14 protein-coding genes and 1 pseudogene are annotated in these 16,586 nt (G+C 37.0%); 4 read left to right on the forward strand and 11 right to left on the reverse strand.

The features are described 5' to 3' along the window. The first annotated feature begins 11 nt into the window (after nt 1-11). Nucleotides 12-1,259, forward strand: a complete 1,248-nt coding sequence (locus tag ACM03V_RS21185; RefSeq protein WP_414622779.1) for an ISL3 family transposase — start codon at nt 12-14, stop codon at nt 1,257-1,259. A gap of 336 nt (nt 1,260-1,595) precedes the next feature. On the opposite strand, the gene ACM03V_RS21190 is transcribed toward ACM03V_RS21185, so the two are convergent. From ACM03V_RS21190 to ACM03V_RS21225, 8 genes are all read right to left on the reverse strand, one after another. After that, complete coding sequence (locus ACM03V_RS21190; RefSeq protein WP_414622780.1) at nt 1,596-3,068, reverse strand: hypothetical protein; 1,473 nt, start codon at nt 3,066-3,068, stop codon at nt 1,596-1,598. Further along, nucleotides 3,056-4,270, reverse strand: coding sequence for a hypothetical protein (locus ACM03V_RS21195; RefSeq protein ID WP_414622781.1), 1,215 nt, complete (start codon nt 4,268-4,270; stop codon nt 3,056-3,058). Before ACM03V_RS21195 ends, ACM03V_RS21190 begins: the two co-directional genes overlap by 13 nt. Next, nucleotides 4,234-5,145, reverse strand: a complete 912-nt coding sequence (locus tag ACM03V_RS21200; protein ID WP_414622782.1) for an AAA family ATPase — start codon at nt 5,143-5,145, stop codon at nt 4,234-4,236. Before ACM03V_RS21200 ends, ACM03V_RS21195 begins: the two co-directional genes overlap by 37 nt. After that, nucleotides 5,133-5,306: a hypothetical protein gene (locus ACM03V_RS21205; RefSeq protein WP_414622783.1), complete on the reverse strand. Its 174-nt coding sequence runs from the start codon at nt 5,304-5,306 to the stop codon at nt 5,133-5,135. Before ACM03V_RS21205 ends, ACM03V_RS21200 begins: the two co-directional genes overlap by 13 nt. Nucleotides 5,307-5,367: 61 nt before the next feature. Continuing rightward, a complete protein-coding gene (locus ACM03V_RS21210; RefSeq protein ID WP_414622784.1) occupies nt 5,368-6,603 on the reverse strand; it encodes a hypothetical protein in 1,236 nt (411 codons plus the stop codon). A 234-nt stretch (nt 6,604-6,837) separates the two neighbouring features. Beyond that, complete coding sequence (locus tag ACM03V_RS21215; RefSeq protein WP_414622785.1) at nt 6,838-7,899, reverse strand: trypsin-like peptidase domain-containing protein; 1,062 nt, start codon at nt 7,897-7,899, stop codon at nt 6,838-6,840. A gap of 240 nt (nt 7,900-8,139) precedes the next feature. After that, a complete protein-coding gene (locus ACM03V_RS21220; RefSeq protein ID WP_414622786.1) occupies nt 8,140-8,592 on the reverse strand; it encodes an NACHT C-terminal helical domain 2-containing protein in 453 nt (150 codons plus the stop codon). 151 nt (nt 8,593-8,743) lie between these two features. Continuing rightward, the gene (locus ACM03V_RS21225) at nt 8,744-8,899 is read right to left on the reverse strand and encodes a hypothetical protein (protein ID WP_414622787.1); all 156 of its coding nucleotides are present in this window, start codon (nt 8,897-8,899) and stop codon (nt 8,744-8,746) included. 45 nt (nt 8,900-8,944) lie between these two features. Here ACM03V_RS21225 and ACM03V_RS21230 point away from each other — a divergent pair, with 45 nt between their 5' ends. Together ACM03V_RS21230 and ACM03V_RS21235 are read left to right on the forward strand one after the other, a co-directional pair. Continuing rightward, on the forward strand, nt 8,945-11,089 hold the full coding sequence (locus ACM03V_RS21230) for a CHAT domain-containing protein (RefSeq protein ID WP_414622788.1): 2,145 nt from the start codon (nt 8,945-8,947) through the stop codon (nt 11,087-11,089). A 6-nt stretch (nt 11,090-11,095) separates the two neighbouring features. After that, nucleotides 11,096-12,733 carry a hypothetical protein gene (locus ACM03V_RS21235; protein WP_414622789.1) on the forward strand — a complete coding sequence of 546 codons (1,638 nt, stop codon included), beginning with the start codon at nt 11,096-11,098 and terminating at the stop codon, nt 12,731-12,733. 84 nt (nt 12,734-12,817) lie between these two features. Here the strand turns inward: ACM03V_RS21235 and ACM03V_RS21240 are convergent, their stop codons facing one another. Next, a complete protein-coding gene (locus tag ACM03V_RS21240; protein ID WP_414622790.1) occupies nt 12,818-13,132 on the reverse strand; it encodes a hypothetical protein in 315 nt (104 codons plus the stop codon). A gap of 239 nt (nt 13,133-13,371) precedes the next feature. On the opposite strand from ACM03V_RS21240, the gene ACM03V_RS21245 reads away from it, so the two are divergent. Further along, a complete protein-coding gene (locus ACM03V_RS21245; RefSeq protein WP_414622791.1) occupies nt 13,372-13,989 on the forward strand; it encodes a Uma2 family endonuclease in 618 nt (205 codons plus the stop codon). Nucleotides 13,990-14,536: 547 nt separating this feature from the next. Here ACM03V_RS21245 and iscB read toward each other — a convergent pair. Beyond that, nucleotides 14,537-15,814, reverse strand: a pseudogene (gene iscB, locus ACM03V_RS21250) (RNA-guided endonuclease IscB). A gap of 435 nt (nt 15,815-16,249) precedes the next feature. After that, the gene (locus tag ACM03V_RS21255; protein WP_414622792.1) at nt 16,250-16,453 is read right to left on the reverse strand and encodes a ribbon-helix-helix domain-containing protein; all 204 of its coding nucleotides are present in this window, start codon (nt 16,451-16,453) and stop codon (nt 16,250-16,252) included. Nucleotides 16,454-16,586: the final 133 nt, after the last annotated feature.

Below are 16,586 nucleotides of genomic sequence, written 5' to 3' on the forward strand. Positions count from 1 at the left end.
TTTTTACTATTATGACTTCAAAAAGAGAAATTAAACTATTAACAGAGTTGATTAATCTAGAAGGGATAAAAGTTATCTCACATCAAAAATATCAAGGAGTCGGAATAATTTTACAGGTTGAATCAACTGACTCAGAAAGTATTTGTCCTCGCTGTGGAACAAAAAGTCATAGACTACATCAAAATCATAGATATATAATAAAAGATTTGCCGTTAGGCGAACAACAAGTCTTTTTGGAAATTAATAAACGGCAATTTAAGTGTGATAAATGTAAAAAACCATTTAGTGAGGACTTAGATTTTGTAAGAAGCAGAAGAACCTATACTAAAAGACTTGCGAAAAAAGTAATACAACAAGTTTTAGATTCGGATATTCACAGTGTAGCAAAAAAAGGGATTGTGACGACAGAGGAAGTAGAAAGAATGCTAAAAGACGCATCGGATAACTTTGAATTGGCTAAACCATTAAGCTTAAAAAGGCTTGGTATTGATGAAATAGCATTAGTTAAAGGTAAAGGCAATTATTGTGCAGTATTAGTAGATTTAGATAAGTCTAAATTACTTGCAATATTAGAAGGAAGGACACAAGAAATAATCAGAAAAGTGCTAGATTCGTGGGGAGAAGAAGTGTTACAGAAAATAGAAGAAGTAAGTATAGACTTATGGCGGGGATACAAAAACATCGTTAATGAATTAATTCCAAACGCACAAGTTGTCGCGGATAGATTTCATGTAATGACACAAATAAATAAAGAGTTAGATTCAGAACGTAAACGAGAAAAAAGAAACATAGAAGATTTTATTAAAAAAAATAAGTCATATTCAGAAAAAGAAGATAATCTTAAAATTCTAGATGGATTAAATAAAAGTAAATACGCTTTATTAAAAAACGAAAAAGACTTAAATGAAGAGCAGAGAACGAAACTAGCTCAAGTGAAAAAAGTTTCTCCTACTCTTAAATTAATGCATGATTTAAAAGAAAAAATACGAACCATTTTTAATGAAACAGATGATTGGTTAACAGGATTATTTAAAATAGGTATATGGTTATTTAAAGCAAAAAAATGTTTTCCAGTTAGTCAGAAAACAATTATTAGATGGTTAGATGAAATAATCGCTTACTTTGATAACGGTACAAGCAGTGGTGTTGTAGAAGGTATTAATAACAAATTGAAACTTATTAAACGTTCTGGTTATGGATTTAGAAACTTTGATAATTTTAGGGTTAGGTGTTTACTTAATTGGTACTTCATTTATTGAATTAGTTTTCCTTTGTACTGAAGAACCACTAGCTTTTTTATAAACTAATCGTGTTTTGTCAGTTTTTTGAATTTTATCAATTATTTGATAAATTTTTTTTACATTTAAGAATTGAACTATGATTCGATTAGCGCAGCGGCGTAGAGGCAGGCTTTAGTCCTTAAGGTTTTAACAAGTTAATTTACTAGCCTGTCTCTACGCAATCGAATCAAGCGCAGCGGTAGTTCAATTCCGGGCACCAACGAGTCAATGTGCGCTATTATTTCTTCAATTGATGGCTTTTTGTTGTATTTTTAGCATACTAAGTACTGAAGAACCGAATTTTATTTATTAACCTCATTCAGGTAAATATCCAATATTTTTAACAATTTCTTGTAATATATTTTTACATTTACTCCAATGACGTGCAACTTGTGCTGAAGTTAAATTTAAATCTTGAGCAATGTTTGTTAGTGTGTTTGGAGGATCTTTTAATAATCGCCTTTGAGCAAGCAACTGACAGTTGCATTCGGGGTGTTTCTGAAGATGACAATTTCTTAATCTTGCTTCAGGATCGCAGTCGATGTAATATTCCAGTTGTTGGAATAAGTTTCGTAGTTCTTGATTTTCATAATTTTCCTGACCGTAGTAGTTTCCGAGTATGTCAGAATATGTTAATTCCTCTCCTTGCCAATCGAAAAACGTATCTTCTAATATTTCATCTAAACTTAAATTGGTATGATTATCCTCTATATTGTTAATTTCTCCATAATCATCTATTAATACTGTATCTAAGCTCAAGGCAGTATAACTATTTTTTAAATATAACTTTCTAATTTGGCGACCTAGATAGCTATTAATCCATTGCATCAAATCTTCTTGAACTGAAGTTGTACTAATATTAAATTTCTCAATGTTTTGAAATACCCATAGCCAAGTTTGCTGTAAGGCAGAATCATAATCAGGATGAGAAGATTTTATTAAACCTGGCAAACGTAAAATCTTTGCAAACAGAAGATTCATAGCTTTTCTTCTTTCCACACTAAGCTGTGGTTGTTTGCACGCTTCTATTATGAGTTGACGTAGCCATTCATCTTTATCCTCCTTGAAGACTTGATACTCTTTATCAGAAAATAGATCGGGTAACTCTACTCCTGCAACCTGCACATCATGTCCTTGTCCTTCTAAGTTAGCAAGTTGAGCTTCTGCATCCACATGATGACTACGAATCAAGCTACTAATCTCATGAGTGTAAACCAGTAATAGTTCAAATCCTGCCTCTTTCAGTGGTTCCACAAAAGTTTCAACTAAAGAAGCAAGGCGTAACACTTCTCCCACATCGTCTTCTTTTACACTCTCACTCAACCTTTGCGCCAACTCCCGCGCTGCCTCATCCGGCTTAGTATAAGCCAACGCCGTCCATTCCTGCGCTTCTCGCAAATCCCGTGTATCTGGGTCATCATCACTCAACCGCTGCGCTGCATAATCCAGCAAAAACTCCCCCAACTCATCAAATCTCTCTTGTCCGAATTCCTCCTTCAATTCCCGCAACAACAAATTTCGGTCAGCAATATCTATTTCATACATCTCATAACCCACTTGCCGACACAACCGCGACAGCAATACATGAGCAACAGCTACCCAAGGGGCTTCAGGAACAAAATTCGCCCAAATTTGGTAAAGTAAATCGGGTGTCAGTACCAAAGGAAACGCTGCATGACGAGCCAAGTTGTGGTGTGCTTTCCCAAACTGCTGGGCAAACCCTTCAATTCGTCTTTGGGCAATTCTCATAGCACGGGTTTGATTAAAATCTGTTGTTACATCAGCCATGAGTACATCACCTCTCCAGCAATATATCGACCCCGCAAAACGCTAATTGCCGCATTCATACCCTGGGAACTCATTTCAAACATTGATACAAAACGAGCAATTTCCCCAGCTGTAGTTTGCCGCCAGCATTCACTCGGCATCGGATTTAGCCAAGCAAAATAACGCACCGACTGCTGTAATTGTTCAATCCATACCTTAGTATTATCGACCCGTTCTTGGTCAAAATTCCCCCTTGCTGCTCCCGCATCGCTAACAATTAATACTGCGGCTCGTTCATCAATGTCCTCTAAAAATTCAGAAACAGGCTTTGCATCAAGCATCGCCGGATGTTGATACAAGTATTCATCGGGGTAATCGTGAAAATAATATACATTGGTTGTTCTTAATCTTCCTCCCCGCTGTGCTGTTTCTGCTAACTGCCGCGATAATTCATGAAACGGCACCATCGAGCCTTCTTGGTCAATTAATAATATCAAATCCGAGCGATTAGTACGTGGTGGTGTTAACACAGGTTGCAGTAAAATCCCTTCCCGTCCAATTTTCGCTACCGTCTCTTCCAAATCTAACTCGGTGGGCATTCCTTGACGTATCGGACGACGCAGAGAGCGCCAGCATTGCTTCATTTGTCGTTTGGTAACGGGGAAATATTCAGTCAAAAGTACGTAGCGGGGGCGTTTAATTTCTTGTTCGCTGCGACTACTCCGTACTGCTTGCACCGCTTGCACTGGTTCAGGAGTAATAGTAGGAGGTATATCTAAATCGGGTAATGGTTCATCAACTTGAGGTTCTTCAGGTATTGATGTTTCGATTGAGGAAGATTCGTAATTTTCTGGTGTAGGGGAATCGGAAATTAAATTTGAAGTGTTAGCGTCCGATTCAGTTTCATTTAATGTTAGGGAATTTTCTTGCGTGTTTAAATCGGAATTTACAGGAAGTGATTCGATTTGTATCCACATCTCCTCAAACAAGCGTCGAATGAGGCGATTTTCCTCCTCAGACTTTGCCCACAACATACAGCAAAGCTGTTCTAATTCCTCACAGTTACTAATTCCAAAACCTGTTTCTAAACTACGTACAACCGCCAAATATTCTTCAACTCCCAACGGTAAACCATGACGTTGGCGCAGGCTGTTAAAAATATCTAGCAGTGGTAGTTCTTCTAACTTCATGATTGTTGTAAATACCGCAAATGGTCTTCCCATTTCTTCAACAAAATTTCGGGGAAAGGTATTTCTCCCTGCAACTGTTCCAATACCTCATCTTCAGGAAACTGACGCAATACTGTAAACCAATCTAGTAATTCACTAGTGCTAACTTTTTTACCAGCTTTTCCTTTCTCCATTTTCTGCCGTAATTCTCTAAAACGCTCCACCGCAGCTTCTATTACTTTGGGGTTAGATTCAGGAAAGTGAGACTTGACAATACTCGCTAATTGTGGGTAAGGAAACTGAATATAATAAAACAAACAACGACGCAGAAATGCATCTGGTAAATCCTTCTCATCGTTGCTGGTAACAATGACAATCGGAGGGTGATTGGCTTTGATTTCTTCCCCCTTCTCTTCAATCGTAAACTGCTGCTCGTCCAACTCTCGCAATAAATCATTGGGAAAGTCAATATCTGCTTTATCAATCTCATCAATTAACACCACGGTGCGTTTTTGATTTTTAAACGCACGTCCCAAAGGTCCCAATTTTATGTAATTATCTAAATTCTTGATTTGAGAATTGCTTGCTTCCTCGATGCGAGCAAGTTGAGCATCATGCAAGCGTCCTACAGCATCGTAGGTGTAGAGTCCATCCTTGGCTTTGGTTGTGGATTTAATATACCAAGCTTCGTAGGGTAAACCCAATTCGTGAGCAACTGCTCGCGCTAGGGTAGTTTTACCGCATCCCGGTTCCCCTTTGAGCAATAAGGGACGTTTCTCAAGAAAAATGGCGAGATTGACAGCTTTGATTAATTCTGGTGATGGAAGGTAAGGGGAAAGTCCGTATTCTTGGCAATCCTGGGGTGAAATAGGTTTACCAATATAGTATTGCTTGCCGTTGGCAGTCAGTACGCTTGCTAAATCAACCATTTTGCTAATCCCCCTTCCCAACTATGACCGCAGAAATCGCAAATCTCTTCATAAACAAATTCGGGAATACCATTTTCTGACTTTTCTAATAATAGTTTGGATGTTAAACCTGCGGGTATTTGCATACTTTCTATGGCTGTCACCATATCGATTAAAAACATAAAATTAAGATATCTAGTGAATTTAGAGTAAGATTATCTTACTACCTTAAAATTACTTATATTAGTAATATGTCTCACCTCTGTAAGTTGCAAACGCCCCTCTACAAAAACCATTAACACGACCCCATCCATCAACATCAAGCTTTGAAGCTGTTGCATCAAAATTATAAAGTAACTGTTCTAGAGAAGGATATAAATCCAGAAGCCATTGTGAAGAATTGCGTATAAATTCTTGAATAATTGATATTGCTTCAGGATAGTACAGGTAAGCTCCTTGTAATAAAAGGCTATTATGATTAAAAAAATAATCGGGTTTTTTAGCTTCGATATCAGCTAAACCAAGCACAAATTCTCCTCGATAGAAGCTAGTATCTACATCAATTACAAACTCATCAATCCAAGGAACTATAATTTGTTTTATTCGTTCAATAACAGGAACAAAATATCTGCCACCTAAGACTTTATTAAATATCTCTTTAGAATAAAAATATTGATAGCTCAAAGTACAAGTCAGAGGAAGATTAGGAAGCGAATCCAATTTCCTATTTAATTGAATATTTAAAATATCTCTAAGTAAATATGATCTTTCTTCTTGAACCTCTAAAATCAACACAACATAAGTTACAAGTACTAAAGGGTAAAGCCTAATAAATCGGCTTTTCTCATCCGGAAAATTAGATTTGGGGGGCAAAGGCTGATTTGTAATAATTTTGAAAGCTCTAATTATTGATGGCACATATTGTGAACTACGATCGTGATAAATAATTCTTGCTAATATTTGTATAAATGGCTCACTTTGTGCTTCTAAATACTTAATACATTGCAGACACTGAGACTGATTATCTGTTGATATTATTATAGGGCAAGTATTAATTTCATTCCGCATTACCTTAACTAATTTTTTTGCCTCTTGCAGCAATAACCTTTCCAAGGAAATTGAGTCATTATTAGATAACAATTGCTCAACTTGTTGAATAAGCGTATCAGAAATACGAGATGTATTATAAACTTTTTGCTCTTTAATATCTTTTAGTAATTCATCTATACGTAACTTTACGTCTTCCCCTACATCTTCCCGAATTACCTCCAAAAATCCACAAAGTGCAGATTTACCAGGAGAAATTTCCCCAAAAATAACTAACTCATTCATCAAATTAGGAATAAAATCATTCGTAGGTGTGTTCAAAACTATACGGTGTAGCAATGGGGTATCTGTCCCAAAAGCTCTAATCAAATAACCCCTACGCTGGCTTTGATTCTCCATCAGGGGTCTAAGCAAAAGTAATAATTTTTGCATCAATTCACTACTTATCACCATAAATCTACTTATCGCTGAATTCAAGAGTCATTATATATAGAAAATTACGCTTATTGCACCTGTATTGCTTTTATCATTCCCAAAATTTCCCAAATACAAGCCAAGACATAGTTATTCAAAAATTATCAGCTACGCTAGCTTTCACTTTGCACAAGTAGCCCGAGCATATGTATTAATTGTTTTGTAGTGTTAGTAATTGTCTTTATTCGCTAACTATTGTGCTAAACGAGCATGAATTTCTGGTGCATTGTTTTTCAGGTCATTCAATAGCGCGATCGCACTTGTTCCTGCATTACGTAAATACCTTCGTTGCGTACTTGGTTCCGGAAGCATCCCACCGCTATGATGAATTCCAACCACCTGAAAATCATCATCAAGTACGGGTGAACCAGATGACCCAGGTTCTGTACTTGTAGTATATTGCAATACTTTATTATCGGCGTAAGCAATAAAGTTATTTTGTATGGAGATTTTCTTTAAATGTCCGCCTGGATGCTGAATAATTGCTACACGATCATCTGGTCGCACTAATTTACTTTTCAAGATTAAAGAGTTACCAAAGTTGGGTGTATCTTTCAAGGTGACTACAGTAAAATCAAGTTCTTCGTTAGTGTAAAAAACACCATCTGCTAAAGCTCCAATAGTCTGTGTTGGGCATTCTTTACCGTTGATATCGAGTTGATAGTTGAAGCTAAAATCACTTTTTTCTGCAATTTCCTGAGTTTTGATAACATGATTATTTGTCATCAGTAAATCAGGTGCAACCATAAAACCCGTACCCAATCCTTCGGAAGTACGGATACGAACTACGGCTTTTGAAGCTTCCAGAGCCAGATTTAAAATGTAGATATCCCGTAATGTATTTTCGCCAATAATCTTTTCTTTAATATCAGCGGTATTATCTATTCCCTTCCAGTTGTTAATTCCACGACTTACACTGGCAGGAACATCAAGGGGATAATTTTGAAATAGTTCTACAATAAAATCTGTATCTTCATCCCCGGTAAATGGCTGAATATGGTTAAGAAAAACTGCCAATGCTTCTTTATCGTAAGCAACCCGTCCAAATTGGCATAAAAATCGCACCACTTCCACAGAAACACTCATGGGTGTACCATCTAAATCTAAACGTCCCAAGATAGTGTTTGCTTGTGGTGTACCTTCAAACACTCCAATAATTAGACGACGGCGATCGCGCACATTAGCAAAGTCGGGTAAGTTTTGAATTATACGGGTAAGGCGTTGAAAATCAGGTGTGGATAGCTGTACGGTCATGATTATTTCTCCAATTAAATGCGTTGCTAAGTTTTAGCGGAGTTGACAGTTAAATTTGAAGCTGGTAGTACCGAGCTATTATAGTAGTTATTTATTTCAGGACTTACGCAATTGTCACAAGACCCCTGTTGGTGCGTGACACGAAAACCCTATTATTTCGTTAGCAATCAAGCGAAGTGTCACAGCACCCTACGACTAAAATATGCCAGTTGCGTAAGTCCTATATTTTTACAAAGAACACTACTTGTTTTGATAATTATCAAGTTCAGCAACTGAAAAAAATAAAGTATATTCTATTTCCTGACGTACTGCTTCGCTGACTTGACAACCACTTTGAAGGCAATCTACTAACAATTTATTTGCATCATAATACTGTTGAAGTAATTTTTTATGGTCATCGGTAAATTGCCAATCGTGACCTATATTACGAGATTTAATCATAGTATCTCGTAATTTTTTAACCCAGTTTTGAACGGTAATTTGTTTTCGTTGAGTTTCAATTTCGTTCTTTAAATTTATTAATAGATTATTTCTTTCAGGATTAAAATTGGCAGCATTATCTAGATAATCAATCAGGAAATCTATACAGTCTTCTGAGTTTTTATCAATATTTTCAGTATGAGCGATTGTACGTGTAAAGTCTATATCAAAAACAAGTTCGATCCCAACTAATATGTTGCAGCACAGATGCATCGTTACCCAAAGCAGCGATTAGGAAAGATCGACGTTCTCTCTCAGTTCCTACAAAGGGTTTGAGAATTTCCACAAACTCATTGATAGTACTGGGGTCTAATTTCACCATCGACTCAACCTTTCACCTGTGTCAATTTTGTGAACAATACACTTAAGTATACTGTATAAAATACTGATAATTTATAGCTGTGAGCGCGATCGCCTCCGTATCACCAGCAGGAGTTTTCAGGTGTTTTGCTTTACTTGTCGGTGTATCCTTTAAAAAAGGATATTGATTTATACCAACTACAAGTGCATCTCGTCTCATAGTAAATAAATATATATTTATACTTTGTATCAGACACCTGACTTAATGAATTCTTCCATTTACAAAACTCTTATAGCTCTGTTACTAGCTTTAAAAGACCTACCAATTCCTTTAAGTAGAGACGAACAATCAATTTTACAAGATGTCGGACAACAGCTTGATATTGACCCTGATGACTGGGATTTTATTAAAGAACAGATAACAGCACTTATTGAAGCCAATTATACCCTAAACCAAATTTTTCAAGCAAAAATACGCCAATTAGATGCATTAGATGGTCGAATACCCAAAGAATTTTTCCCAAATTTAGCTGAATTAGAAAAGGAAATTTTCGGAGAGACAAAAGAAGTAGTAACTTTCGATGGTCAAAGCAAAGACGATAATTACAATAAATCAAAGCAAGTCTTTAATATTACGAGCAGCATTCTAATTACGGAGAACCAGGATCAAACCACTAAGAAACTCGGTTTTTTAGAACAAATCTCTGAATACGTAGACAATTATCGTTATTTCAATACTTACTTTACCGAAACCAACAACCAAACAATAATCCCACCAACCGAACCCCTAATCCACGGACAAGCTTATTTACTATTTATAAACATTAGTCCAGAACCACAAGGAATAGATAAGGAACCAATTACCTTTCCAGATAAAACCTTAACTCAGCTTTGGAATGACCAAGAAACTTTATCACTCGATGTGGTAGTCACTTCAAAGGATTTCAAAATTCATCCAACTATCAATAAGTTATCTTTACCCCGCACTGGTGCATCTGATAACCTCCAATTTACAGTAAGACCTGACAAATTTGGCGATCGCGGTTATATCAAAGTAGAGTTGTTCTACCGTGGTTACTTGCTTCAGTCCAAGCAACTCGGAGTCCTAATTATTCCTACTATTGGTGCAGAAATCCCCGAATCTTTGCATCCTGCCCAAACTAGTCGAGTTACATTTACTACTACGGATTTACTTACCAACGAACAACTAGCAATGCTTCCCGAACGGGTATTAACTGTAGATGTCGAACTTGACCAACGGGATGGGAGTATTGATTTTCGCTTTTTAGATCGGACTCAAGGCAATCAACAACTGGCATTTTACGATACTACCTTACAACCTACTGCGTTGGGAAATGCGATCGCCGGAATTCGTCAACAACTAAAATTAACTTCAGAAAGTGAATATCGTTGGTCAGTTGATGGGAGTTTGGAGTTACTCAATGCTTGGCTTCCCCGTTTAGCAAATGTCGGACGTGAACTTTACCGTCTACTTTTACCTCCAAATCAAGCTGATGGGGGAGAGAAATTAAAAGCTGCGTTGGCTCCTAATACTGTTATCCAAGTCAACCCAGTGTTAGGAAAAGTAACAATTCCTTGGGCTTTATTGTACGAGCGAAAAATCCGAGAGAGCAGACAAAATCGAGTGTGCGAAAATTTTACGCAACACGACCTAGACTGTACAAATTGTCCTAATAAAAATGACCAGAAAATAATTTGTCCCCATGCATTTTGGGGTTATCGTTATTCCATAGAACAATTACCATGTTGGACTAGCAATAAACATTATTCTGTAGCATTAATCCGACAAATCAAAAATGAGAAGCAATTACAACTGAGTTTTAATGTGTACCGGGATTTTCAACTTTGGCGAGAACATTTACCCAAATTAGAAGCTGCTGGTTCGGTAAATATATTAGCTGCTGAGGAAATGCTTGAATTAGAAAGTATTTGGAGTGAATACGGGCAATTTTTGGATTTGGTGTATTTTTACTGTCATGGTGGTGTTGAAGAAATGCCAAAACGACCCTATTTAGAAATTAGCGATGACCGAATTTACAGCAATTTTCTCGAATGTTACGAATCAACTTGGTTACACCATCCCCTCGTTTTCCTCAACGGTTGTGCAACGGGTGATTACAGTCCCGAAAGTTATGTTAGCTTGATTGATGATTTTTTAAATGCAGGTGCAAGCGGAGTTGTTGGAACTGAATGTCCTGTATCGGAAAATTTTGCAGAATACTATGCTACGGAGGTATTCAAGCATTTGTTTGCAGGAAAAGCACTGGGACAAGCAATGCTAGAAGTGCGACGAAAATTACTGCAACAGCAATACAATCCCCTGGGTTTAGTTTATTCTTTATATGCTGCCCATGAAATTGCTTTAGCGCGTTCGGTAACTCAAAACTAAAATAATATGAAACGCTGGATTTTTGCTGCGGTTTGCTTGTTATTAATTGCTCCCACACCTGCTTTAGCTGACACTGTGATTACGGTGGATGCTAAAGATAAACCGTTGCAGATAAAGGGTTGGTTGAATGAAGAGAATACTCTTATCGGTAGCATACGTCTTTCTGCTCCAGCAAAGGTAGAACAATTTACATTTCTGGCTTCCGACTTGCAGCGTCAATCAGGAGATGAAATAATTGCTCGTCAAAAAATATCATTTATTGGTGAAACCAAATTACAAGCAGGTATACCCAAAGATTTTCAGGTTAAAGTTAGCAATCCTGAGTCATCAGGAACCTATAAAGGACAAATTGAAATACGAATTCCCGCTCAAAAGCCAGAAATTATTGATATTAACGTATTAGTAAAAGCTCGACCAAATTTAACGCTTTTACGTGGAAACGAACAGGTGCAATTACAATTAACTCAATGTACTTGGTGGTTAGATTGTGGGTTAGCACATTTATTATTTTCCAAAAGTGCATTTTTGCAACATTGGGATTTAGCTTTTGACAATGTAGAAGATGCATCTGTAAGAGTGACTGGTGCTGAAGTATTATTGAAAGGAGAACAAACAGGATATCAGTTAAACTCAAATCAAATTAAGATACCGAACATCCCCCAGACTTTAAAAGCCAACCAAATAGTTAAATTACCTTTAAGTTGGGATAGCAAAAAAATCCCTTCCGACCGCTACATAGGAGCAGCTTATATTTCTTTAGAGGATGCTAAAGAACGTTTGATTATTCCCATTAATTTGACAATGCGGATTGCTCCTTTAATACCACTTTCTGTATTAATTATAGGTATAATTTGCGGTCGATTAATTAAATATATGCAAGAACAAGGTATTCCCCAAGCTGAGACTTTAGGTAAAGTCAAAGAATTAGAAAAGCAAGTTACTCAAGCTGACCCAGAGGATCAAAAAACTCTCATACCCATGCTATCCAAAGCTGAGCAACTGGTGCAGCAGATGAAGTTAGAAACAGCAACAACAGAAGTTGAGAAAATATATGCTCGTTTTGAGTGTTTGCAACAATTACGCAATATTGAACACAAATTAGAACCCTTCAAAACTTATCCTCAAGTGAAGGGGAATAATGGGATTCTTGAAAAAATAAATAATACTCGGATGCAAATTAATTTATCTCAAGATGAGAAAGCAAAAAATTTATTGGAAGAATTACAACAAGATATCGGTAAATTAGAACTTTCACCAATGATGGGATACAAGACACCGTTTAATTTATCAGAACTTGTGAAAGAAGTAAAAGATGCGGCTGTTGCAGTTGCTGCTGCTGTACAATCTAGCGTGAAAAAGCCCGTGGATAAATGGGTGCTATGGTCACAAAAATTCCTAATTTTCTTATCTGGAAGCAAATTTCGTACTCAAGCAACCTATTGGTTTGCGCGTCCTTTGTTCTCGCTGATATTGTTGCTTGGTTTATCGATAGTAGGATTGCGTTCTTTATACGTCCAAAAGGGAACCACTTTTGGTGCTGACCCTTTTTCTGATTATTTGGGGTTATTTGTTTGGGGTTTGAGTGCGGATGTAGCGAGTCGTAGTTTGAGTAATTTGGCTGGAGAAGAGGAGAAAAAGGAGTAATTTTACTAACTTTTTCTTCATTTGTATAACTTTGGCAGCAACCAATCGAACTAACTCAATATCCAAATCTAAAGACTCAGCAATTTATTCTACAGTTGCACCCAAGTTCAACATCAAAGGAACTGCTTCTAATTTTCTTTCTGTTTTACCTTCCTGTTTGGCTTCTTGGTAAACTTTGGTTTGTTTTAACTCGCTAAATCCAAACATTTTTTCTATCTCCTCTCGACTTTTTTTGGAGAAATTTGTAGACAATAAATTTAACCTAGCCAGAAACTTTTTTCCCCATCCCCCCAACCCCCTCAACAGGGTTTCCGCCAAAATATTCTCCTGAAACTTCAACTCCACCGCTTCCAACCGCGTCAACAAATCATCCCCAGCTATCCCCGATTGCTTAACCACTAATATGAGATACAAGTTTTGGATTACATAATCAACATTGCGGTTGCGATTAGCGTTACTCTAACGAGTCGTGCCGCGCTGTAGCTTGCGTCACCCGGAGAGGTGATACGCGCAGCGTGTCCCCTTGGGACTCAGCTAGAGCATAGCGGCATATCGCACTCATTAAAATTAGAATAAATACAGGTATTCTGTATCTACTGACTACACGAATTAAGCATCAAATATAGTTCTTTTGATTTATGACTATTACTCCATCGAAACTATTAACTTTTGAAGAATTTATAGATTGGTTGCCCCAAAATTCTGCAAAACGATACGAATTACATGATGGCATAATTGTAGAAATGGCTCAACCAAGTGGTAAGCATGAAAAAGTAACGGGTTTTGTAGCAGGAGAAGTTAGCGTTGAATATAAACGTTTAAAATTGCCATACTTTATTCCAAAAACAGCATTAGTAAAGCCACCAAACAAATCGTCAGGATATTTACCAGATATTGTTTTAATAAATGATGCGAATTTAGATAATGAACCGTTGTGGGAAAAAGAATCTACGGTTATTCATAGCGCTTCTATTCCTCTAATAGTCGAGGTTGTTAGTACAAATTGGGAAGATGACTATTACACCAAGTTCGGTAATTATCAAGCGATGAAAATACCTGAATATTGGATAGTAGATTATGCAGCTTTGGGTGGAAGAAAATTTATTGGAAATCCGAAGCAGCCTACGTTTTTTGTATGCGAATTAATAGATGATGAATATCAGATGGCTGCTTTTAGAGGTGACGAGCGAATTATCTCTCCTACTTTCCCCGAACTAAACCTTACAGCACAGCAAGTTTTTGATGCGATTGTTTAAGCACAAGAGTACAACTAATTATTCTTGCTCTTCAAAAATAGATAGTAAATCTCGACGAGCATTAACTACTCGAAGAATTTCAATACCCGAGTTGCCCTCATAAGCTCGCAATTTCCTTTAAATCTTCCGTTGCAAGAATGTTAATAAAATATCTGGGATTCATTTTTACCTTTCGCGCACTTGCTGCAAATCTTTCAAAATTTGACCTACAAAAGCTTTTCCATCAATAGGTGGAGTTTGCTCACTAATTACAATTGCTGGATCTATTTTTTCTTTCACAGAATTTATCCAGTCAGTATCTGCTTGCTGGTATTCATCAAGAAGCTTGAAAGCAACTTCTAATACTTCTTGTGCATTGCGATATTTACCTGTTTGCAGTTTGTTTTAAATAAATTGTTCTTGTTCAGGGGTAAGTATCATGCTCATGGCGTTTGATTTCACCGTTTGCTTCATATTTTAGCAAGACGATTCTTTAATCATCTAAAACTCCTCTCGTGGGATACCAGGGAGGAACACGGACGGAAAATAAATTCGCCGCGAATTAACGTCAAAACGCATAAGAGTAACCATCTTTTTTGTGGATAGTTTCGCAGTATTTATAAGAAATACCTTGTACTAGTTTTTTACGAGTTGAAATATTAAAGCTACCAGAACTTCTGGTTGCAATTCTACCTACATATTCACCTACTTTTTTGCCTGTAGTCACGATTGCTTTTACGATGTCACCTGTTTGAAAACCTTTAACAAACTTAAATCTAGGCACATATCTTGACGGGAAACCATATTTATCGATGCGGCACATTTGCCGTGTACCATGACCATTACATTTAATTTTTAATGGTTGGTTAGTTAAGAGTTTTAAATCGCCTACATTACCAACACAAGCTGCATCAATCCAATGCTGTTTATCAAATTTTAGCCGAGTTCGGTTATACTTGGTTTGCGCTCCTGTCGCAGTTTTTGTTGGCAATAAACTAGATAAGGTTTTAACTAATTTATTCCTAGTCGCGTTGACCGCTGCTGCATCTTTCAATGTTTTTTTAGCTTGAGTTTTGATTTTTTGAAGCAATGCAGGTTTTTTCTTCAAAAACTCTTCAATCGGTCTACTTCCTTTCTTCTTATTACATTTTTCGCAGGCTAATCAGAGATTACTAACTCTATTGCTGCCTCCTCTTGACTTTGGGTGAATATGTTCTATCTGTAATGGAACCTCTTTTTTTCCACAGTAAGAGCATTCTCTAACCCATTTTTCAAGTAGATATTCACGTACTTGATAACCCTGCAACTCACCTTGTTGATACTCAATACCAGATATTTCTGGATTTTGAATTTGTTGCATATCGAATTTGATTTTTTCAATCCAGAATTCTGATATTGGTGCATAACGCTTTAAGCGTTTTACCCAAGTTTCAGTTGTTAATATTCGATGTTCTAGACTTGGAGGAAGCCAGTTTTCTTTACGCTTGCGATTGTAAAAACGTGGTTTCCTGTACCGAGTTTTTCTATTTCTACGGCTATGTCTTAATTGTCTACGTGATAATAAAGCATCTTTTATTTGATAACCTCGATGTTCTAACTCTGCACCCCAAAGAACTTTTTCTCCATCAAGTAATGCGATACCTGTAAATTTACTTCCGGGGTCAAGTTTTAGCGTTAATGGTCTAATAGTTGGGTTATCAATTGCAGCTTTTAGTATCAATGTAAACGGATACATTCTGTAAACCGCTGCCTTGCTTTTTTCTAGTAATCTACGCGCTTGTTTTGGTGTTACTGGATTTAGTTGTTGTTTATTTGTATCAACTAAAAATACATAATTTTGTTGCATTATTAGTGCCTCAATTGGTTATGTTAGCTTTCTCCCAAAGGGAGACGCTGCGCGAACGACATTGTTAACGGTCGGTACTTTTCAAACAACACTTCCTTAACCCTTTAAAGATGTTTAATTGTTTGATTCTAGAGCAAGGAACTAGCTACGCATCCCTTGGTAGGTTCTTTAACGCTTGCCGTTAACGATAGTCTGGTCAACTTAGGGCTACCAGTTTTAGGCTGGATGCCCCGTCTATGAAAGAGCGGGGTCGCTGACCCGAGATATTAGTTTTTTTAACTAGTGTTGGCTCTACACCAAACTGACGAACAATCAAAAGCTGCTCTTTTTCAGTTGGCATTTAACACTTGCCGTTAACAAAAGTCTGGTCAACTTAGGGCTTTCAGTTTTTAGGCTGGAAGCCCCCGACTTCAAGTCGGGGGTCATTGACAATCCTTACGCTTCGCCATCTGAAGTTTTCTCCTGTTCCAACCATTCGTTCATTGCCTGCTCAATTAATAAATTGCATAAGTTGCTGATTGTGCGCTTTTCCTTTTTGGCTCTTTCCTCAAGGGCTTGCATCAGTTCAGGCTCAATATAAATTGTGGTTCTAGGTTTTTTTGTAGGCACGTCAAAATATAAAAACTGGTCATAACTCATTATTTTTGCTCTCTTCTTAATATTTGTCACGGTGCATTACTAGTTGACATAGTTCATCACCAAGTCTACTATAGCTGTATTGGTAAAAAAACTCGTACAGATCCAATGCATAAACAAATATAAAAATACTGCT

The sequence above is a fragment of the Calothrix sp. CCY 0018 genome, assembly GCF_963920925.1.
Lineage (GTDB): Bacteria > Cyanobacteriota > Cyanobacteriia > Cyanobacteriales > Nostocaceae > Rivularia.